The organism is Brevibacillus parabrevis (assembly GCF_003710905.1).
Lineage (GTDB): Bacteria > Bacillota > Bacilli > Brevibacillales > Brevibacillaceae > Brevibacillus > Brevibacillus parabrevis.
This window is the reverse complement of sequence record NZ_RHHV01000009.1, coordinates 239,270-260,366: the sequence shown is the minus strand read 5'-3', so window position 1 is coordinate 260,366 and position 21,097 is coordinate 239,270. Positions and strand designations below refer to the sequence as shown.

Annotated in this window: 18 protein-coding genes; 16 read left to right on the top strand and 2 right to left on the bottom strand. The window is 53.6% G+C overall.

Features of this window, described 5'->3' with window-relative positions; genetic code table 11:
* Positions 1-8 precede the first annotated feature (8 nt).
* A complete protein-coding gene (locus EDM60_RS12490) occupies positions 9-1,280 on the bottom strand; it encodes an MFS transporter (protein WP_122964269.1) in 1,272 nt (423 codons plus the stop codon).
* A gap of 237 nt (positions 1,281-1,517) precedes the next feature.
* Between EDM60_RS12490 and rph the strand changes: the two genes are divergently transcribed.
* The 10 genes from rph to EDM60_RS12440 all read left to right on the top strand — a co-directional run bounded on the left by rph (position 1,518) and on the right by EDM60_RS12440 (position 13,441).
* Positions 1,518-2,279 (top strand): ribonuclease PH, encoded by a 762-nt coding sequence (gene rph / locus EDM60_RS12485; protein ID WP_063231181.1) that lies wholly within the window; start codon positions 1,518-1,520, stop codon positions 2,277-2,279.
* Between the two features lies 1 nt (position 2,280).
* The gene (locus EDM60_RS12480) at positions 2,281-2,865 is read left to right on the top strand and encodes an XTP/dITP diphosphatase (protein WP_173597505.1); all 585 of its coding nucleotides are present in this window, start codon (positions 2,281-2,283) and stop codon (positions 2,863-2,865) included.
* A gap of 46 nt (positions 2,866-2,911) precedes the next feature.
* Entirely contained in the window at positions 2,912-3,436 is a 525-nt protein-coding gene (locus EDM60_RS12475; RefSeq protein ID WP_122964267.1) for a metallophosphoesterase family protein, read from the top strand.
* A 142-nt stretch (positions 3,437-3,578) separates the two neighbouring features.
* Entirely contained in the window at positions 3,579-4,871 is a 1,293-nt protein-coding gene (tig, locus tag EDM60_RS12470) for a trigger factor (protein ID WP_063231184.1), read from the top strand.
* A 168-nt stretch (positions 4,872-5,039) separates the two neighbouring features.
* The gene (gene clpP, locus EDM60_RS12465) at positions 5,040-5,621 is read left to right on the top strand and encodes an ATP-dependent Clp endopeptidase proteolytic subunit ClpP (RefSeq protein ID WP_122964266.1); all 582 of its coding nucleotides are present in this window, start codon (positions 5,040-5,042) and stop codon (positions 5,619-5,621) included.
* A 20-nt stretch (positions 5,622-5,641) separates the two neighbouring features.
* On the top strand, positions 5,642-6,907 hold the full coding sequence (clpX, locus tag EDM60_RS12460; RefSeq protein ID WP_063231186.1) for an ATP-dependent protease ATP-binding subunit ClpX: 1,266 nt from the start codon (positions 5,642-5,644) through the stop codon (positions 6,905-6,907).
* 176 nt (positions 6,908-7,083) lie between these two features.
* A complete protein-coding gene (gene lonB, locus EDM60_RS12455) occupies positions 7,084-8,781 on the top strand; it encodes an ATP-dependent protease LonB (RefSeq protein WP_122964265.1) in 1,698 nt (565 codons plus the stop codon).
* Positions 8,782-9,038: 257 nt separating this feature from the next.
* On the top strand, positions 9,039-11,381 hold the full coding sequence (gene lon, locus EDM60_RS12450; RefSeq protein WP_122964264.1) for an endopeptidase La: 2,343 nt from the start codon (positions 9,039-9,041) through the stop codon (positions 11,379-11,381).
* Positions 11,378-12,034, top strand: coding sequence for a ribosome biogenesis GTP-binding protein YihA/YsxC (gene yihA / locus EDM60_RS12445; RefSeq protein ID WP_122964263.1), 657 nt, complete (start codon positions 11,378-11,380; stop codon positions 12,032-12,034). Before lon ends, yihA begins: the two co-directional genes overlap by 4 nt.
* Before the next feature lie 54 nt (positions 12,035-12,088).
* Positions 12,089-13,441, top strand: a complete 1,353-nt coding sequence (locus tag EDM60_RS12440; protein ID WP_122964262.1) for a protein O-GlcNAcase — start codon at positions 12,089-12,091, stop codon at positions 13,439-13,441.
* A 119-nt stretch (positions 13,442-13,560) separates the two neighbouring features.
* On the opposite strand, the gene EDM60_RS12435 is transcribed toward EDM60_RS12440, so the two are convergent.
* Positions 13,561-14,502 carry a DMT family transporter gene (locus EDM60_RS12435; RefSeq protein WP_305852251.1) on the bottom strand — a complete coding sequence of 314 codons (942 nt, stop codon included), beginning with the start codon at positions 14,500-14,502 and terminating at the stop codon, positions 13,561-13,563.
* A 281-nt stretch (positions 14,503-14,783) separates the two neighbouring features.
* Here EDM60_RS12435 and hemA point away from each other — a divergent pair, with 281 nt between their 5' ends.
* The 6 genes from hemA (at position 14,784) to hemL (ending at position 21,054) form a co-directional block, all read left to right on the top strand.
* The gene (gene hemA / locus EDM60_RS12430) at positions 14,784-16,145 is read left to right on the top strand and encodes a glutamyl-tRNA reductase (protein WP_122964260.1); all 1,362 of its coding nucleotides are present in this window, start codon (positions 14,784-14,786) and stop codon (positions 16,143-16,145) included.
* A 66-nt stretch (positions 16,146-16,211) separates the two neighbouring features.
* Complete coding sequence (locus EDM60_RS12425) at positions 16,212-17,030, top strand: cytochrome C assembly family protein (protein WP_063230139.1); 819 nt, start codon at positions 16,212-16,214, stop codon at positions 17,028-17,030.
* Between the two features lie 24 nt (positions 17,031-17,054).
* Positions 17,055-17,984, top strand: coding sequence for a hydroxymethylbilane synthase (hemC, locus tag EDM60_RS12420; protein WP_122964259.1), 930 nt, complete (start codon positions 17,055-17,057; stop codon positions 17,982-17,984).
* The gene (locus tag EDM60_RS12415) at positions 17,981-18,775 is read left to right on the top strand and encodes a uroporphyrinogen-III synthase (RefSeq protein WP_122964258.1); all 795 of its coding nucleotides are present in this window, start codon (positions 17,981-17,983) and stop codon (positions 18,773-18,775) included. The genes hemC and EDM60_RS12415 overlap by 4 nt, the downstream gene beginning before the upstream one ends.
* 1 nt (position 18,776) lies before the next feature.
* A complete protein-coding gene (gene hemB / locus EDM60_RS12410) occupies positions 18,777-19,751 on the top strand; it encodes a porphobilinogen synthase (RefSeq protein ID WP_063230142.1) in 975 nt (324 codons plus the stop codon).
* A 7-nt stretch (positions 19,752-19,758) separates the two neighbouring features.
* Entirely contained in the window at positions 19,759-21,054 is a 1,296-nt protein-coding gene (hemL, locus tag EDM60_RS12405; RefSeq protein WP_122964257.1) for a glutamate-1-semialdehyde 2,1-aminomutase, read from the top strand.
* Positions 21,055-21,097 lie beyond the last annotated feature (43 nt).

Below are 21,097 nucleotides of genomic sequence, written 5' to 3'. Positions count from 1 at the left end.
GTTCACGGCTATATGCTGCGGGATGGCGCTGGCTGGTCGTCAGCCGTTTCAGCCATCTCAGCTGTTCGCGCTGCTCGCCAGATCAGAAGGCCGAGACAAATCGAGCAAGTGGTGACGAACGCCCCAGCGGCAAAACCGACAATCCGCGGATCGGCAAAAGTCAAAATCCAGCCGCCAGCGAGCATGGACAGGCCGAGCAGGACGTTTGAGAGCGTGGCTTCCAGAGCGAAGACCCGGCCCAAATAATCAGGTTTGACGTACTTCATCAGCAAGGTGTTCAGGCTGGCATTCCCCATTCCGCCTGCTACAGTCGAGCAAGCGTAGCATGCGGCTGTGACAAAAATCGACGGCGACACGCTCGTCAGCAGGACGAAAAATCCTTCGAAAGCGAAGCTGACCGAAGCGATCGCCCGCGTATGCCGCTGGAACTGCTGGGCTACGATCCCGCCAGCGATGAAGCCTACCCCGATTGCCCCGTACAAAAGCCCGATGCCCCATTGCCCCGCAGCGAATACTTGATAGGCGTAGACGGAAATCAGCACATTGATCAAGCCGCCGCCAATCGGCCACAGCGCTGTCAGCAACAAAATCACCAGCACAACCGGAGTTGCTTTGATCTGTTGCCAAGCTTTTTTGTAGGAAGCGCTGTCTGTTGCCTGTGATTCCACTTGTCGCTGCTTGGCGGGTGCAGTCGTGCCGTCGGTCGTAGTAGCGACAGTCAACCGCTGCAAAAGGAGAGCGGAGACGAAAAACGACAGCGAATTGAACCAAAAAGCCACTTCGCTCCCCCAGAGCGCGACGAAAAATCCGCCGACAAGCGAGCCGATCGCCATCACAACTCCGAAGACGCTCTGATCGAGGGCGTTGGCGGAAGCAAGCCCGCTTTTGTCCACGATGTCGGGGAGAATAGCCAGGCGGGACGGATTGTAGAGCGAAGAAAACGCGACGAGCAAAAAAGTGCCCGCATACACGAGCCATACGTCGGCATCACTTGCGACGAATAAAAAACAGAGCGCGATGAGTCCGCGAGCGAGATCGCAAACGATCATCACTGATTTGCGGGAAAAACGATCCGCCAAGTATCCGCCCAGCGGCCCGAACAGCAAGTGCGGCAACGTCCGCAGGGCAAGCGTAATTCCGACTGCCAGCGCTTCGCCCGTTATTTGCAAAAGCAGGCTGAGAACCGCGACGCTGTTGAACCAGTCGCCGATTCCGCTGAGCAGATTGGCTGATACGAGCCGCCGCATGTTCGGATTTTTCAACAAGAAAAGAAAGTTCATTTTTCACCATCCTCTAATTAATTAAATATCTAATTAGGTGTCATTCTAATTTAAGGCATCTGTTTTTCGCAAGCGCTTTTTCTTGCTTCGCGGGGGAAGAAAGCATCCCGTCGCGCAAGTCATTGGAAAATTGCCAATTGAGGCAAATAGCCCAGAGCGGTTTGGGCAGTGGCAGATCGTTTCGTGCCTCTGGTATAATGAGCGGAGTGTAACAAAGCGATTTAGGAGGAACTTGGAATGAGAGTGGATGGCCGTGCCCATGACCAGTTGCGCCCAGTAACGATTACGCGCAATTACATTAAACACGCAGAAGGATCATGCCTGATCGAAGTCGGAGATACGAAGGTGATTTGTACGGCGACTCTGGAGGATCGGGTACCGCCTTTCATGCGTGGCGGCGGGAAGGGCTGGATCACAGCCGAGTATTCCATGCTTCCCCGAGCGACAGCGACCCGCAACGCGCGTGAGTCTTCCAAAGGAAAAGTCGGAGGACGGACGATGGAAATCCAGCGGCTGATCGGCCGTGCGCTTCGTTCGGTGGTGCATCTCGAAGCGATGGGAGAACGTACAATCTGGCTGGATTGCGACGTGATCCAGGCGGACGGAGGGACGCGCACAGCTTCCATTACGGGAGCGTACGTGGCGATGGTCGATGCCATGCATAAGCTGGTGGAGAACGGCGTATGGAAGCAACTGCCGCTCAACGATTTTCTGGCGGCGACATCCGTTGGCGTGATCGGCGAGGAGACCGTGCTCGATTTGAACTACAAGGAAGACTCGACTGCAACGGTTGACATGAACGTTGTCATGACAGGCAAAGGCAAATTCGTCGAGCTGCAAGGCACAGGCGAGGACGCACCGTTTTCTCCTGAGCAACTGCAAGAGATGATCGCCTTGGCGAAAATCGGGATCGGCAATCTGATTCAAAACCAGAAGCAGGCGCTCTCGGATGTTCCCCTGACATTTGCAGAATCGGTAGCGGAGGAAAGTCATGTCTGATCTGAAAAAAGTCGTGCTTGCGACGCGCAACCAAGGGAAAGTAAAAGAATTTAACCGACTGTTTGCCGAGTACGGCTGGGAAGGAATCAGCCTGGCCGAGTATGAAGGCGTTCCGGAAGTGGTGGAGGACGGAGAGACGTTTGAAGCCAATGCCCTGAAAAAGGCAATCGAAATTTCTACATACTTGAATCTGCCGGCTCTCGGTGACGATTCCGGACTGGAAGTAGACGCGCTGGATGGCCGTCCAGGCGTCTACTCCGCCAGATACGCCGGAGAGGAAGCGACTGACGAACAAAACTGGCGCAAGCTTTTGACCGAGCTTGACAGTGTGCCGATGGAGCAGCGCACGGCGCGTTTTCGCTGCACGCTGGCGCTGGTGATTCCGGGCGAAGAGCCGATCATCGCGACAGGCGCCTGCGAAGGCATGATCGCGCGCGAGCCAAAAGGCGCAAACGGTTTTGGCTACGATCCGGTCTTCTACATCCCTGAGCTGAACAAACAGATGGCAGAGCTTTTGCCGGAAGAAAAAAATCAGATCAGCCACCGGGCGAAAGCGATGCAGAAGCTTTTGGAGCTGCTGAAATAACGGGCCGTACAGCCTGACAGAAAGACAACACGGGAGAGTGAGTGCGATGGGAATCCTCGTCGTAAGTGACAGCCACGGCCTGGTCAGAGAAGTCGCTCAGGTGGTCAAGAGACACCCTGTCGACAAAATTTTGCACTGCGGCGATTTTTGTGTCGATCACAAGCGTGAGCCGTTCGCCGGGATGACTTTGGTGAGAGGAAACTGCGATGCGACATCAGAGGTTCCGACCGAGCAACAGACCAAATGGCGCGATCTCCACATCCTGCAAACCCACGGACACCTGTTCGGAGTAAAAAGCTCGCTGCTTCGCCTGCACTACCGGGCAGAGGAAGTCGGTGCGAATGTAGTCGTTTTCGGTCATTCGCACGTCCCGGCCTGTGGCGTGGAACGGGATATTTTGTTTGTAAATCCTGGCAGCCTTCAGATGCCCCGCGGCTTCGCTGTGCCGACCTATGCGATCATCGAGGAGACAGGAGTCACCCCGCAAACGGTCCAGGTGGCAGTTGCGTTTTACGACTATCAGGGCAATCCGGTAAGGGAGCTGGGAGGAAGCTATTCGATTCGGCGCTGAAGCGAGTGGCTTCTTGTAAAATAAAAGATTTATGCTATACTAGAATGGTTATAATGGCTAGAATATTATCATCCGAGCCTGCGAAGATACCATGGCGCGGCTGGCGATGTTCTGTTGATTCGATTTAGGAGGGGAAGTTTACGTGGCAGCAAATTGGGAAAAGGTAGAGAATAACCAGGGAGTCCTGACGGTTGAAGTAGATGCTTCGCAAGTAGACGCAGCATTGGATCAAGCGTTTAAAAAAGTTGTGCAAAAGGTTCAAGTTCCAGGATTCCGCAAAGGAAAAGTACCTCGCAAAATGTTCGAATCCCGTTTTGGTGTAGAATCTCTGTACCAAGACGCACTCGATATTCTGCTTCCAACCGCTTACGGACAGGCTGTTCGTGAAGCTGGCATCGAGCCGGTAGATCGTCCAGAAGTAGACGTTGAGCAAATGGAAAAAGGGAAAAACCTGATCTTCAAAGCTACGGTAACCGTTAAGCCTGAAGTGAAACTCGGCGACTACAAAGGTCTGGCTATCGAAGAAAAAGACTTCGCAGTGACTGACGAGAGCGTGGATGCTGAACTGAAGCGCATGCAAGAGCGTCACGCTGAGCTGGTATCCGTAGAAGAAGGCGCTGCACAAGAAGGCGACATCGCGGTTATCGATTTCGAAGGCTTCCAAGACGGTGTTGCATTCGAAGGCGGAAAAGCAGAAGACTACTCTCTGGAACTGGGTTCCGGCACTTTCATCGCTGGTTTCGAAGAGCAACTCGTAGGTCTTGCAATCGGCGAAGAAAAAGAAATCAAGGTTACCTTCCCAGAAGAGTACCACTCTCCTAACCTCGCTGGTAAAGAAGCGGTATTCCAAGTGAAATTGAACAGCCTGAAGCGCAAAAACCTGCCAGTTCTGGACGACGAGTTCGCAAAAGACGTAAGCGAGTTCGACACACTGGAAGAGCTGAAAGCTGACACCAAGAAAAAGCTCGAAGAAAAATCCGCGCAAGAAAAAGAACAGTATGTTCGTGAACAACTGGTTCTGAAAGCTGCGGAAAACGCGGAAATCGATTTGCCAGCAGTAATGGTTGAGCATGAGCTGGACCAAATGGTGAACGAGTTTGGCCAACGCCTCCAATACCAAGGAATGACTCTGGAGCTGTACTACCAGTTCTCCGGTATGGATGAAAGCCAACTGCGCGACCAACTGCGTGCAGACGCTACTTCCCGCGTTCGCACATCCTTGACTTTGGAAGCAATCGGCAAAGCGGAAAAAATCGAAGTGACAGAAGAAGATGTAACAGAAGAGCTGAACAAGCTGGCTGGCGTATACGGCCGTCCTGCTGACGAGCTGCGCAAAATCTTCACTGCTCAAGACAACCTCTTGGCACTGTACCGCGACGTTCAAATTCGCAAAACGGTTGATTTCCTGGTTGCAGAAAGCAAAGTAAGCGCATAAGCTTAGGAAGACGCATGATTGGTTAGTGGTCAGGCTCTCTTGACCACTGGCTGTACCAACCACAAGGCACGATGCACTCGTGCCTTGTTTTTCCACCATCGACTTTTTGGTAAAATCCTTCTCACTTAAAGGGCCATCCCTTTTACCGCAAAGGAGGAAAGATACATAATGCTGATCCCTATGGTCATCGAGCAAACCAGCAGAGGCGAGCGTTCCTACGATATTTACTCGCGCCTCTTGAAAGACCGGATTATTCTGCTCGGCACCGAGATTGACGACGAGGTAGCCAATCTGGTGGTCGCGCAACTGCTCTTTTTGCAGGCAGAAGATCCGGACAAAGACATTTCGCTATACATAAACTCTCCAGGCGGTTCTGTTACAGCAGGTATGGCTATCTATGACACCATGCAGTACATCAAGCCGGATGTGTCCACGATTTGCGTGGGCATGGCTGCCAGCATGGGAGCATTTCTCCTGGCTGCTGGCGCAAAAGGCAAGCGCTTTGCTTTGCCAAACAGCGAAGTGATGATCCATCAGCCGCTCGGCGGCGTGCGCGGACAGGCAGAAGACATTCGCATTCATGCCGAATGGATTTTGAAAACGAAGCGCCAGCTGAACCAGATTTTGTCTGAGCGTACAGGCCAGCCGTACGAACGTGTTGAGCTTGATACGGATCGCGACAACTTCATGAGTGCAGAAGAAGCCAAGGCTTACGGATTGATTGACACGATTATCGAACGCAAAAACTGACCCGTTGTGAGGTGAAGCGCATGTTTAAGTTTAACGACGACAAAGGCCAACTGAAGTGCTCCTTCTGCGGCAAGTCCCAGGAACAGGTGCGCAAGCTGGTAGCCGGTCCTGGCGTTTACATTTGTGACGAGTGTATCGAACTGTGCAACGAAATTGTGCAGGAAGAGCTGGGCACGGAAGAAGAAATTGACATGAAGGAAATTCCAAAGCCTGTGGAAATCCGCAAAATCCTGGACGACTATGTCATCGGTCAGGACCTGGCGAAGAAATCTTTGTCGGTAGCGGTGTACAACCACTACAAGCGGATTAATTCCGGAGCGAAGATCGAAGATGTGGAGCTGCAAAAATCCAACATTTTGCTGATCGGACCTACAGGTAGCGGGAAAACGTTGCTCGCCCAAACGCTGGCGCGTATCTTGAACGTGCCGTTTGCGATCGCAGATGCCACCTCGCTGACTGAGGCTGGTTATGTGGGCGAAGACGTGGAAAACATTTTGCTCAAACTGATCCAGGCTGCTGACTACGATGTAGAAAAAGCCGAAAAAGGCATCATCTACATCGATGAGATCGATAAAGTTGCGCGCAAATCGGAAAACCCTTCGATCACACGCGATGTTTCCGGTGAAGGTGTGCAGCAGGCTCTCCTGAAAATTTTGGAGGGAACTGTTGCCAGCGTGCCACCGCAAGGCGGACGCAAGCATCCTCATCAAGAATTTATCCAGATCGACACGTCGAACATCCTGTTCATCTGTGGCGGTGCTTTCGATGGCGTAGAGCAAATCATCAAGCGCCGTTTGGGTAAAAAAGTGATTGGCTTCGGCGCTGATTTTGGCGATGGAGTCAAAGGCGATCTGAAAGCAGGCGAGTACCTGAAGTACATCCTGCCGGAAGACTTGCTGAAATTCGGTCTGATTCCGGAGTTCGTCGGCCGTTTGCCAGTTCTGGCGACATTGGAGCCTTTGGACGAGGAAACATTGGTGCGCATCCTGACAGAACCGAAAAACTCCCTGGTGAAGCAGTATCAAAAACTGCTCAGCCTGGACGGTGTTGAACTGGAGTTCGACGCTGGCGCCCTCTTGCAAATTGCCAAAGAGGCAATCAAGCGCAATACAGGGGCTCGCGGACTGCGTGCGATCATCGAGCAAATCATGCTCGATATGATGTATGAGCTGCCTTCCCGTGAAGACGTGACCAAATGCGTCATCACAGAAGAAACGGTGCGCGACAAAGTGAAGCCGCGTCTCATGACCAAAGAAGGTCAAGAGCTGCACGGCGAAACGGCATAAAGACGCTTCAAGCAAAACCATCCCGTTTTTCGGGGTGGTTTTTTTCCATATTCATCCTGTGCGCTTTGCGGGTTTATGGTTTACGTATACGGATGCGGGGCAATACTACTTGATATCGCTGAAGAGATTTTACATATGCGTAAATAAGCTGCATGGACGCATGGGAGGGACTGCATATGGACTATACCACACTGGTCATTGCTGTCATTGAAGTGGTCGTTGGGATTGTCATCGGCACCTACTTCTGGAATTTGCTGCGAGCGCAGAGAAACACGAAAACTTCCACGGAAAAAGAATCGCGAAAAGATCTGGACTCGATTCGCAAAATGAGAATGATTGCATTGACGGAGCCTTTGTCGGAAAAAACACGTCCGGCTACTTTGGAAGAAATCGTCGGCCAAGAAGACGGACTGCGCGCTTTACGAGCCGCGCTGTGCGGGCCGAATCCGCAGCACGTCATCATTTACGGTCCGCCGGGAGTGGGCAAAACGGCTGCTGCCCGGGTCGTGCTGGAAGAAGCGAAGAAAAACCAACTGTCGCCTTTTAATGCAGACGCCAAGTTTATCGAGATTGACGCCACGATCGCCCGGTTTGACGAGCGCGGCATCGCCGACCCGCTCATCGGCTCTGTTCACGATCCGATTTACCAGGGGGCAGGTTCGCTCGGGCAGGCGGGTATCCCGCAACCGAAGCCGGGTGCTGTCACGAAAGCACATGGCGGGATGCTGTTCCTTGACGAGATCGGGGAGTTGCATCCTGTACAGATGAACAAACTGTTAAAAGTGCTCGAAGACCGCAAAGTCATGCTGGAAAGCGCTTATTACAGCGAGGAAAACAACCAGATTCCTTCGCATATTCATGATGTATTCAAGTATGGACTGCCAGCGGATTTCCGCTTGGTCGGGGCAACGACGCGGCTGCCGGATGAATTGCCAGCGGCTTTGCGCTCCCGCTGCCTGGAAATTTTCTTTCGCCCGTTGAAAGGGGCGGAAATCGGCAGCATCGTGCGCACAGCCGTTCCGAAAATGCATATGAACATTGATGAGGACGCGGTGTCCGTCATCGAGCGGTATGCCACCAACGGCCGCGAAGCGATCAATACATTGCAAATCGCCGCCGGAATTGCCTTGACCGAGGAACGCAAAAACATCATCGCGCAAGATGTGGAGTGGGTCGTGCACAGCAGCCAGAAGTCGCCGCGCCCTGAAAAACAGGTGCATGATACGCCACAAGTCGGTCTGGTGAACGGGCTTGCCGTTTACGGGCCGAACATGGGCAGCGTCATGGAGCTGGAAGTGACCGCTACGCCTGCTGCTGTGCCCGGACAAGGCCGGATGGCCATGACAGGGATGGCAGAGGAAGAGGAGATGGGCAGCCGCAGTCGCACCATCCGCAGGAAGTCGATGGCAAAAGGTTCGATTGAAAACGTCCTGACCGTCCTCAGCCGCATGGGTGTTCGCCCGTACGATTACGATCTGCACATCAATTTTCCGGGCGGTGTTCCGGTCGACGGGCCATCAGCGGGAATTACCATCGCGACCGCCATTTACTCCGCGATCACGGAAGTGCCGGTCGACAATTTGCTCGCCATGACTGGAGAGGTAAGCATTCACGGCAAAGTGAAGCCTGTCGGCGGAGTCGTCGCCAAAGTAGAGGCAGCCAAACAAGCGGGAGCCACACGCGTGTTGATCCCCGAGGAAAATTGGCAGAGCATTTTTGCCGACATGAAAGGCATTGAGGTCATTCCTGTCTCAACGGTGTCGCAAGTCATTGAACTGGCTGTTCCGCAAGTCGCTGTACAGGAGGAAGAAGCGCCCGGCTTTACGCTCCAGCTTCCGGCGGAGGATCTGGCTTCCTCGCCTATGACCCTGTAGCAGTCGCGTGCGCCCGCAGATTAGACATCGGATTGTGTTTGCGCTACAATGGTAAAAAGCTTCTGCTTGCAAAGAGCCCGGGGCCCTACCCGGCCTGTTACGGGCTCCCCAAATGGCGGGAAGATCAGTTTTTCTCGCGCTTGCTTTTGGGGTGATTCGGATATGCCGGGTGGGCAAAAAACGGCTTTGGGAGCCGTTTTTGTCTGTTATCAGGCTCTTGGTAAGAGGGATAGATCAACAAGGAGAGGTGCATCCGCTTGGGCGAACGTTCCGGTAAACGAGAATTACCGCTTCTCCCGTTGCGAGGATTGCTTGTGTATCCGACCATGGTACTCCACCTGGACGTTGGACGGGAAAAGTCCATCCGCGCGCTGGAGCAAGCCATGGTGGACGACAACAAGATTTTGCTTGCAACACAGGAAGAAGTCCACATAGAGGAGCCAGATGCAGAGCAAATCTACAGCATCGGTACCGTTGCGCGTGTCAAACAAATGCTAAAGCTGCCAAACGGCACAATCCGTGTATTGGTGGAAGGGCTGCAACGCGCGAAGATTGAGGAATATCTTCAACAGGAAGATTATTTCGTCGTGTCTATTACATACTTGCAAGAAGAAAAAACGGAGGAAAACGAAGTAGAAGCCTTGATGCGCTCGCTGTTGAACCATTTCGAGCAATACATCAAGCTTTCCAAAAAGGTTTCTCCCGAGACGCTGACATCCGTGACAGACATTGAAGAGCCAGGCCGACTGGCTGACGTGATTGCTTCCCATTTGCCGCTGAAAATGAAGGACAAACAGGAAATTTTGGAGACGGTCAACATCAAGGAGCGGCTCGAAATTTTGCTGGATATCCTGAACAACGAGCGCGAGGTTCTGGAGCTGGAGCGCAAGATCGGCAACCGGGTGAAAAAGCAGATGGAGCGCACGCAAAAGGAATACTACTTGCGTGAGCAAATGAAAGCGATCCAGAAAGAACTGGGCGACAAGGACGGCCGTCAGGGAGAAGTGGATGAGTTGCGCTCGCAGTTGGAGAAGTCCGACGCTCCCGAGCGAATCAAGACGAAAATCGAAAAAGAGCTGGAGCGCCTGGAAAAAATGCCGGCGACTTCCGCAGAAGGCTCTGTCATTCGCACGTATATCGACACCCTTTTGGCGCTGCCATGGACGAAAACGACCGAGGACAATTTGGATATCCATCACGCGCAGGAAGTTCTGGACGAGGATCACTACGGACTGGAAAAGCCGAAAGAACGCGTGCTGGAGTATTTGGCTGTGCAAAAGCTGGTCAATTCCATGCGCGGGCCGATTCTCTGTCTGGTTGGACCTCCGGGGGTAGGGAAAACTTCCCTCGCCCGTTCGATCGCACGCGCACTGGAGCGCAACTTCGTGCGGATTTCGCTCGGAGGCGTGCGCGATGAAGCGGAAATTCGCGGTCATCGCCGCACGTATGTAGGTGCTCTGCCAGGGCGAATCATCCAGGGAATGAAGCAGGCTGGCACGATCAATCCGGTCTTTTTGCTCGATGAGATCGACAAGCTGGCATCCGATTTCCGCGGAGATCCTGCTTCCGCGCTTCTCGAAGTGCTGGACCCGAACCAGAACGACAAGTTCAGCGACCACTATATTGAAGAGACGTACGATCTGACGAATGTCATGTTCATCACGACGGCGAACAGTCTCGATACGATTCCGCGTCCGCTTCTCGACCGGATGGAGGTCATCTCGATCTCCGGCTACACCGAGCTGGAAAAGCTCAACATCATGCGCGGGTACTTGCTGCCCAAACAGATGGAGGAGCACGGTCTTGGCAAGGATAAGCTGCAAGTGCACGAAGATGCCATGCTGAAGCTCATCCGCCTGTATACGCGTGAAGCAGGCGTGCGCAACTTGAACCGGGAATCCGCCAATGTATGCCGCAAAGCAGCGAAGCTGATCGTCAGCGGAGAAAAGAAGCGTGTCGTGGTCACGGCCAAAACATTGGAGACGCTGCTCGGAAAACCGCGCTTCCGCTACGGATTGGCAGAGCAAAAAGACCAGATCGGCTCCGTAACAGGTCTTGCCTGGACACAGGCAGGCGGGGATACGTTGAACGTAGAGGTCAGCATTTTGCCTGGAAAAGGCAAGCTCACCCTGACCGGAAAACTCGGCGATGTGATGAAGGAATCGGCGCAGGCTGCGTTCAGCTACATTCGCTCGCGCGCGGACCAGTGGGGAATTGATCCGGCCTTCCATGAGAAGAACGACATTCACATTCACGTTCCAGAAGGCGCGATTCCGAAAGACGGTCCGTCCGCAGGGATTACGATGGCGACCGCGCTTGTCTCGGCTCTGACCCAGGTTCCTGTGAAAAAAGAAGTGGGCATGACCGGGGAAATCACGCTCCGCGGCAAAGTGCTGCCGATTGGCGGCCTGAAAGAAAAGTGCATGTCAGCCCATCGCGCTGGCTTGACGACGATTATTTTGCCAAAAGACAACGAGAAAGACATTGAAGATATTCCGGAGAGCGTGCGAAAAGAACTGACTTTTTATCCGGTCGAGCACCTGGATGAAGTATTGCGCCACGCTCTGACCAAACAGCCGACAGCAGGTGACAAAGCATGAAAGTAACATCATCCGAGTTCGTCATCAGCGCTGTCGGACCGAAACAATACCCGGAGGACGGCCTGCACGAGATTGCGCTGGTAGGCCGCTCCAACGTGGGCAAGTCTTCCTTGCTCAACAAAATGATGAACCGCAAAGGGCTTGCCCGCATCAGCTCGCGGCCCGGCAAGACCCAGACGCTGAACTACTTCCGCGTCAATCAGATGCTCTATTTCGTCGATTTCCCCGGCTACGGCTACGCCAAGGTCGCGAAGACGATCAAGGAACAATGGGGAAAAATGATCGAAGGCTACCTGAAAAACCGCGAACAGCTGCGGTTTGTCATCCAGCTGGTTGACATTCGCCACGCACCGTCCAAGGACGACGTGGCGATGTACGACTGGTGCAAACAGATCGGCATTCCTACAGTGATCGTGGCGACCAAGGGCGACAAAATTGCCCGTGGACGCTGGCTGCAACATACAAAAATCATTCGTCAGACTTTGAACATGCGTGGCGGCGATACGATCATCGTGTTTTCTTCGGAAACAGGACAAGGCAAAGATGAGCTGTGGGGAGAAATCATGCGCCGTCTGCGCGAAAGCAACGAGTCTGCACAGGAAGCGGGAGCAGCAGCTTCGGTTCCGGCAGCGACCTCAAGCGAGTCAGAGTAAGGGAAGAGAAAAAGTCCAAGACCCAATCCGCAACTGGGAAGGGGAGGCATTCTTGTGAGCAAACTGGCTTGCTTTGCCGTACGCGGTGTGATCGAAGGCTTCTACGGAACGCCCTGGACGCATGCAGAGCGGCTGGACATGATTGATTTTTTGCATCGGCACGATTACAATGCCTATTTCTACTCGCCAAAAGACGATCTGTTTTTGCGGGAGCGCTGGATGGAGCCGCACCCGACAGAAGCGATGCGTCAGCTGGACGAACTGATTGACAGCACAAGGCAGCGCCAGATGCAGTTCGTCTACTGTTTAAGCCCCGGCCTTAGCATGGAATATGCGAATCCGGTCCATATCAAGCAGCTTGTTCAAAAATATCGGACGATGTACGACAAAGGCGTCCGGTATTTTTCCTTGTTGTTTGACGACATTCCCATGCACTTGCTGCATGAGCAAGACATTGCGCAGTTCGCTCACCTGGCAGACGCTCACGTGCAAACGGCCAGCCGGGTATGGGAGATGATGCAAGGATGGGGCGAGCCGGTCAGGCTGTTTGTTTGTCCGACCCAGTACAAAGGGATTGGCAAAGAGCCGTATATCCAGCATCTCGGCCAGCATTTGTCCGAAGAGATGGATTTGTTCTGGACGGGACGCTTCGTCTGTTCTCCGTACTTGACAGATGGGGATGCTGTACGCTTTGCCGAGTACACGCGCCACAAGCCGTTTTACTGGGACAACTACCCAGTGAACGATCTGGCTATGGCAAACGAGCTGCACATCGGCCCCTTGCGCCATCGCGACCCCGACTTGTGGCAACACGCCTCGGGTTATGTGGCGAATGCGATGTCGCTGCCGGAGTGTTCCAAGATTCCGTTGATGACGACGGCTGCGTATTTGCGCGATCCGTACGGCTACGATCCGCACATCGCCTGGAAACAGGCGGTGGCAGAGGTAGCGGGTGATGCCGATGCCGATGCTTTTTTCGCGTTTGCCGATAATGTGCAAAGCTCGTTTTTGTGTGAAGTCGAGTCGCCGCGTCTGCTCGAAGCGTTTCTGTCCTTTCGCTTTCAGTTTTTGCAGGGGGATCGGAACAAAGCAGTCTCTGAGCTGAACTTGCTTTTCCGCGAGATGGAGCAGACCGCCCACCAGCTGCTGGGAGGAATGAGCAACTACAAGCTCGCGAAGGAAGCGCGGCCGTGGATTGAAAAATACCGCCATTGGGCAAAAGTGGGGCAATCGGCTGTCGCCTTGATCGACCACGGAACGAGCGGTCGAGTGCCGCATGCGGCTTTCCACCTGATGCGGCTGCGGCAGTGGCTCAAGCGGACGGAGCGATTGCCGCAAAAAGTGTGCGGGCAAGTCATGCAGCTGTTTGTCGATGCCATTTTGCAGGAAGTGAAAAAAAGCTCCTGACGCGCGATCCAGGCGCGTCGGAGCTTGTTGGCCGCAAGCGGTCACAGCCAATTTCATGGAAAAAGGTTCCTTTTCCAGCGGGGAGAAGGAACCTTTTTTCTGTCATTTTTGCCACTCAGTCAGGCCGATTCGCGGCCTGCTTTTGTTTTGTCTTTTCGCTCGCGAGCTTGCTGGAGCCATTGGGCGATCGGCAGCTCTGCCAGGATCATTCCGGTAAAAATCATCAAGCAGCCAGTCAGCTGTCGTCCGTTCAATACTTCATGAATGAAGATGTACGAAGTAAGGGCGGCAAACACAGGCTCAAGGGCGAAAATGAGTGCCACTCGCGTCGAGCTGGTTTGCTTTTGCAAAGCCGTCTGGGCCAAAAAGGCAAGCGCGGTCGCAAAGATCGACGTGACGATCAGGCCCATTGCCACTTCGGGGATGAACAAGATCGCCGGATCAAACGCACGGCTCCAGTCTTCGAAGAAAAAAGCGTAGAGCCAGCTCATGACCGCGACGGTGCCCAGTTGAACGATGGCGAGCGGCAAGGCCGAGAAGTGTGGCGCGTACTTTCCGGTAAAAACGATCTGCATGGCGAAGCAAATCGCACAGCCGAACACGAGCGCATCACCCAGGTTGAACGAAAACTCCTGATTTTGGGTCAGCAAATACAAGCCTGCTGCTGCGAGAATCACGCCAATGACGGCGACAACCTTGATTCTGTCGCGCAAAAGCAAAAAAGAGAACAGCGGCACGAGCACGACAGACAAGCCTGTAATAAATCCGGCTTTGGAAGGCGTCGTGTAAAGCAGGCCGACTGTTTGCAGAGCGTAGCCAAGACAGAGCCAGAAGCCGAGAATGATGCCAGCGCGAATGATCGGACCGCGGAACTCGGTAAGCTGGCGACGATTGCGAATCAATAGAATGACGAGCAAAAACAGAGCGGCTACTGTGAAGCGCACAGCATTGAACGTGTTGGGGGGCAGTGAGGCGATCGCCTGCTGTACGATTAAAAATGTGGTTCCCCAGACCAAAGCGATAAGAAGCAGCGTTATGTCTGCCATCCATGGTTTTCTCAATGCTTCTTTTCTCTCCTCCCGGCTTGTTTACGAAATTTTATATTTATAGACGTATAGCCAGCATCATACGGTATCGGCAATGGGATTTCAAGCGGATTTATGCGCCATTTGTCGCTTTTTGCCGCGGTTTGCACCCTAGCGATTCGACTCTATGAGCGCCCAAAAGTGCGTTCAGTTAATAAACTTTTCACAATTACTCATGTCCGTTTACGGGCATAATGTTATAATAATAGTGCATTTTACATATGGCGTATGCAAGTATGTCATTCTGGGAGGACATTATGGATATTCTTTTGCTGGGCTTAAATTATAAAACGGCACCTGTCGAAGTTCGCGAAAAGTTTACATTCAGCGATGATGGGACTGTGCGCGCTCTTCATCTTCTCTCCCAGACGAAGAGTATTGCAGAATGTGTCATCTTGGGGACATGCAACCGTACGGAAATTTACGTCGTTTGCGATCAGGCGAATATCGGCCGGGACTATTCGCGTCGTTTTTTGGCGGAATGGTTCGGTGTGGAAAAAGAACGATTCAAGGATCACCTCTATATAAAAGAGAACGAACAGGCAATCGACCATCTGTTTAGAGTGTCTGCTGGTCTTGATTCGATGGTGATGGGAGAGACGCAAATTCTCGGTCAGGTGCGCGATGCCTTTTTGATGGCGCAAGAGCAGAAAACGACGGGAACCGTGTTCAACACGCTGTTCAAGCAAGCGATTACGTTCGCGAAGCGTGCCCATACGGAGACGGCTATCGGACAAAACGCCGTTTCGGTCAGCTATGCGGCGGTTGAACTGGGCAAAAAAATATTCGGCTCTTTCGCCGGGAAGTCCGTCCTGATTGTCGGAGCGGGCAAAATGAGCGAGCTGACTGCCAAACATTTGCACGCCAACGGTTCCGAACGCGTCACGGTAGCAAACCGCACGCTGGAGAGAGCGCAGCTTTTGGCGGAAAAATTCAAAGGGGATTCCTGTACGATGGAGCAGTTGCCTGAGGCGCTGCTCACCGCAGACATCGTCATCAGCTCGACGGGAGCGACCGGGTACGTCCTCGGCAAGCAAGATTTGGCGCCGATCATGAAGCAGCGGAAGCACCGCCCGCTGTTCATGGTGGATATTGCGGTTCCCCGTGACCTGAACCCTGATCTGCACGATCTGGATAACGTCTTTTTGTACGATATCGATGATCTGGAAGGCATCGTCGCAAGCAACGTCGCAGAGCGCTCGCGGGAAGCGGAGCGACTGGAGGCTATGATCGAAGAGGAAATCATGGCGTTTACCGCCTGGTACCAGACGCTCGGAGTAGCGCCGCTGATCGCTGCCCTGCGTGAAAAAACGCTCACCATTCAAGGCGAAGCGATGCGCAAGATTGAAAACAAGCTGCCAAACTTGACGGAGCGCGAGATGCACATCATCCGCAAGACGACAAAAGGGATCGTCAATCAGCTAATGCATGATCCGGTTGTCCGTCTGAAGGAGATGGCAGCTACCAAATCCGGAGAAGAAGTGCTGGACATTTTCACCAAGATGTTTGCTCTGGAAGAAATCCTGGAACGCAAAGAGCAGGAGGCGATCTGGGCAGACGATAAAACAAAACAACCAGCAGCTCGTGAAAAGGTATTGGCTTCCCGCCTGCCGGACTAACAACCTTCTTTGCAAAAACGATACTGCCATCGATAGAAACCGATAGGGAAAGAGGGGAGAGAGTGCATGGCCGAGGTGAGATGGATCTACGACCTGACGATCTTTCTCTACGCTGCAAGTGTTCTCTTCTATTTTAACGACTTCTTGCAAAGCAACCGGAAAGTCAATCGTTTGGCTTTCGGGTTGCTTATTGTCGTTTGGGCCTTGCAAACCGCTTTTTTTGTGTCGCAAACGGTGATGAAAGCTTATTTTCCTGTCATTACACTGTTTGAGACGCTGTTTTTTTACTCATGGGTGCTGGTAAGTCTGTCGCTTGCCATTCACTATTTTTTTCGCATTGATTTACTGGTTTTTTTTACAAATATCATCGGATTTGTCGTCCTGGTCATGTCGATGTTTTTGCCAGAGACGCCCATCGTCGCTGTATCCAGTGTGCTGACCTCTGAGCTTCTGTTGACACATGTGACGCTGGCGATGTTCAGCTACGGAGCTTTCTCTCTGTCGATGATCTTTTCAGCGATGTACCTGTTGCAGCATAAGATGCTCAAGGAGCGCCGCTGGACTCCGCTTTTGCGCAGATTGCCCAGTCTCGATCAATTGGAGGGCTACGCTTACCGGATGAATATGCTCGGTGTGCCGATGCTGCTGCTCTCGATTGTGCTGGGGATCATTTGGGGAAAAATGGTACTGCCGGAGAAATTTTTGCTGGATTCCAAAGTCGTGCTCTCTTTGCTCGTCTTGGCCAGCTATTCGTTCTGGCTGTACAAGCGATTTCGCGATACGATGCAAATGCGCAGGATGGCGCAATGGAACGTCTTGGCGTTTTTGCTTTTGCTCATCAATTTCTTAGGAATCACGACATCTACATTTCACAGCTGGTGGTAGCGGCTGTTCATCAAGGAGGCTGTCATGGGAAAATGGAAAGTGGGTACGCGGCGCAGCAAGCTGGCGCTCACCCAGACGAAGTGGGTTGTAGCGAAACTGCAGGAAATCGCGCCGGAAGCTGATTTTGAACTGCATGAGATTGTGACAAAAGGCGACCGGATTCTCGATGTTACTCTGTCCAAGGTGGGCGGAAAAGGCTTGTTCGTCAAAGAAATCGAACAGTCTTTGTACGACAAGGAAACGGATTTGGCGGTGCACAGCTTGAAAGACATGCCAGCCGAATTGCCGGAAGGACTCGTGATCGGAGCGATTCCGAAGCGCGTTGACCCGCGGGACGTTCTGCTTTCCCTGGATGGAAAAACGCTTGATGAGCTGCGGGAGGGGGCGCTGGTCGGAACCAGCAGCCTGCGCCGCAGTGCGCAAATTCTCGCGCATCGCCCGGACATTCAGATCGAGTCGCTGCGTGGAAACATTGATACGCGCATCCGCAAGCTGGAAGAAGGCAACTTCGATGCGATCATTTTGGCGGCAGCGGGTCTGGAGCGCGTCCAGTATGCGGGAAACATTTCGCAATATTTGCCCGTGGAAATCAGCCTGCCAGCTGTCGGACAGGGTGCGCTCGCCATCGAATGCCGCGCAGATGATGAAGAGACGCTGGCCCTGTTGAAACAGCTTGATGATGAGCCTACGCGTCTGGCTGTTACAGCCGAGCGCAGCTTCCTGCACAAGCTGCAAGGCGGCTGTCAAGTTCCGATCGGGGCGTATGCGACCGTGGATGAGGCGAAGCAGATCACTTTGACAGGCATGGTCGGCTCGCCGGATGGAAAACAGCTGTTCAAAAACACGGCGACAGGCACGGATGCGCTGGCGCTCGGCGTTCAGGTGGCGGAAGCGCTGCTCGCGCAAGGAGCGGGCGAGGTGCTCGCACAAGTTTTGCGGGAGAACCAGGAATGACAGCCGTCGGATCGCGCGGGCCGCTGACAGGCAAGCAGATCATGGTGACGCGCGCCAAAAGCCAGGTTCAGGAACTGGTGGACAAAATCGAACATTTGGGCGGAGAGGCTTATGCCTTTCCGCTTCTGAAAATGATCCCGCCTGCGGACAATGCGAGGCTGGATGAAGCCATCGCCGAGTTGTCCAGCTATGAGTGGGTCATTTTTACGAGTGTCAATGGCGTGCGTTTTTTTCTGGATCGGATGCAGCAGCTGGAAGTCGGTCTTCAAGCATTCGCAGGGAGGATTGCCGCAGTCGGTCCCAAGACGGCTCAGGCTCTGACCAGCCACGGTCTTGAGGTTGCCGTGATCCCTTCCGACTACGTAGCCGAGGGATTGCTCGCCAGTTTGCACGAACAGCTGCGTCCTGGCCAGCGTGTTTTGCTGCCGCGAGCGGACATTGCCCGCAAAGCGCTGCCAGCCGAATTGCAAGAACGGGGACTTGCGGTGACAGAGGTGGACGTTTATCATACGGTCATCGACGCATCGCTTGCGCCGGAAGCGGCAAAAGAGTTGCAGCAAGGTCGCATTGATGTCATCTTGTTTACCAGCTCGTCTACCGTGACTCACTTCATCCAGGCGATGTCGCCTTATGCGACGCCAGGCTGGCTCGATCAGGTGCGGATCGCCTGCATCGGTCCGATCACAGCTGATACAGCCAGACAGAACGGGCTTGTTGTCGATGTGGTCGCGAGCGAGTACACGGTGGATGGACTGTTAGAAGCTTTACTAGAGAATCTGGGAGGGAATTGACATGGCACTTACATTTGACCGTCATCGCCGTCTGCGCCAAAGCGCGGCTATGCGCAATCTGGTACGAGAAAATCACATTCACCTGGAAGATCTGATTTATCCTTTGTTTGTCGTGGAAGGAACCGGCATCAAAAATGAAATTGCTTCGATGCCAGGCGTGTACCAGTTCTCTCTGGATGTTTTGGCGGAAGAAATGAAAGAGATTGTGGCGCTGGGAATCCAGTCCGTGCTGATGTTCGGGGTGCCGGAGCACAAGGATGCTTGCGGGACAGAGGCGTACAACGACGATGCGGTTACGCAGCAAGCCATCCGTCAGATCAAGGAAGCCCACCCGGAAATGATCGTGATTGCCGATACGTGCCTGTGTGAGTACACGGACCACGGTCATTGCGGCGTCATTCACAATGGCGAAGTCGTCAACGACGAGACGCTTGAGCTTTTGGCAAAAACAGCGGTCTCCCAGGCAAAAGCGGGCGCTGACATCATCGCTCCGTCCAACATGATGGACGGATTTGTCGTTGCGATCCGCGAAGCTTTGGATGAAGCAGGCTTTTCCCATATTCCGATCATGTCCTACGCAGTGAAATACGCTTCCGCCTTCTACGGCCCATTCCGCGATGCCGCTGGTTCGACACCGCAATTCGGCGATCGCAAAAGCTACCAGATGGACGCGGCAAACGCACGGGAAGGACTGCGGGAAGCGGCTTCTGATGTAAAAGAAGGGGCAGACTTTTTGATCGTGAAGCCAGGTCTGGCTTTCATGGACATGGTGCTGCGCCTGCGCGAGAACTTCAACCTGCCGATCGTCGCCTACAACGTGAGTGCCGAATACTCCATGGTCAAAGCGGCAGCCCTCAACGGCTGGATTGATGAAGAGCGCATCGTAATGGAGGCGCTGCTTGGCTTCAAACGGGCTGGTGCAGACTTGATTATTACGTATCATGCCAAAGATGTAGCAAAATGGCTGGCGAGGTGAGCAAAAGATGATGAGAGAAAAATCGACTCAGTTGTTTGCAGAAGCACAGCATTACATACCTGGTGGAGTGAACAGCCCGGTGCGGGCGTTCAAGAGTGTGGGCGGCAATCCTGTCTACATTGAAAAAGGGGAAGGCTCCCGCATTTTTGATGTGGACGGCAACACCTACATCGACTATATCGGCTCGTGGGGACCGCTGATTCTCGGTCATGCGCATCCGCGCGTGCTGGCGGCGATTACGGAAGTCGCTGCGCTCGGAACCAGCTTCGGTGCTCCGACAGAGCGCGAAACCGAGATGGCGAAGCTCGTATGTGAGCTGGTTCCATCCGTGGAAGTTGTGCGCATGGTCAACTCGGGTACAGAAGCGACGATGAGCGCTCTGCGTCTCGCCCGCGGCTACACGAAGCGCAACAAAATCATGAAGTTCGAAGGCTGTTACCACGGCCATGCCGACAGTCTGCTGATCAAAGCCGGTTCTGGCGTAGCGACGCTCGGTTTGCCGGATAGTCCGGGCGTGCCAGAAGGAACCGCTGTGAATACAATCACAGTGCCATACAACGATTTGGACAGCGTCAAGCTCGCTTTCGAGCACTTTGGCGACGATCTGGCTGCGGTCATTGTCGAGCCAATCGGAGGCAACATGGGCGTAGTGCCGCCACAGCCCGGTTTTTTGGAGGGGCTGCGTGAAATCACCAAGCAATACGGCGCGTTGCTCATTTTCGATGAAGTCATGACAGGCTTCCGTGTAGCGCTTGGCGGCGCTCAACAACTGTACGGCATCACGCCTGACCTGACCACGATGGGCAAAGTCATCGGCGGCGGTCTTCCGGTGGGAGCGTACGGCGGCAAACGGGAAATCATGCAGCAGATTGCCCCGGCAGGACCGATCTATCAGGCGGGAACGCTGTCCGGCAACCCGCTGGCAATGGCGGCAGGCTTGACTACCTTGCAAGAGCTGAGCAAGCCAGGTGCTTACGAGTATTTGGAAAAGCTGTCTGTGCGACTGGGTGAGGGACTGGCAGAAAATGCTCGCAAGCTGGGTATCCCGCACACGCTCAACCGGGTTGGCTCCATGGTATGCCTGTTCTTTACCGATACGCCAGTCATCAACTACGAGACGGCGAAAACAGCTGATTTGGACCGTTTCTCGGCTTACTTCAGCTATTTGCTGGAAGAAGGCGTCATGATCCCGCCGTCCCAGTTTGAAGGGATGTTCGTTTCCTTGGCACATACGGAAGAGGACATTGAACGGACGATTGAAGCGAGCTACCGCGCTATGAAAAAGGCGCTGGAAGCTGAATAAACAAGAGAGCGACACCTTCTGCAACTGCGCAGGAGGTGTTTTT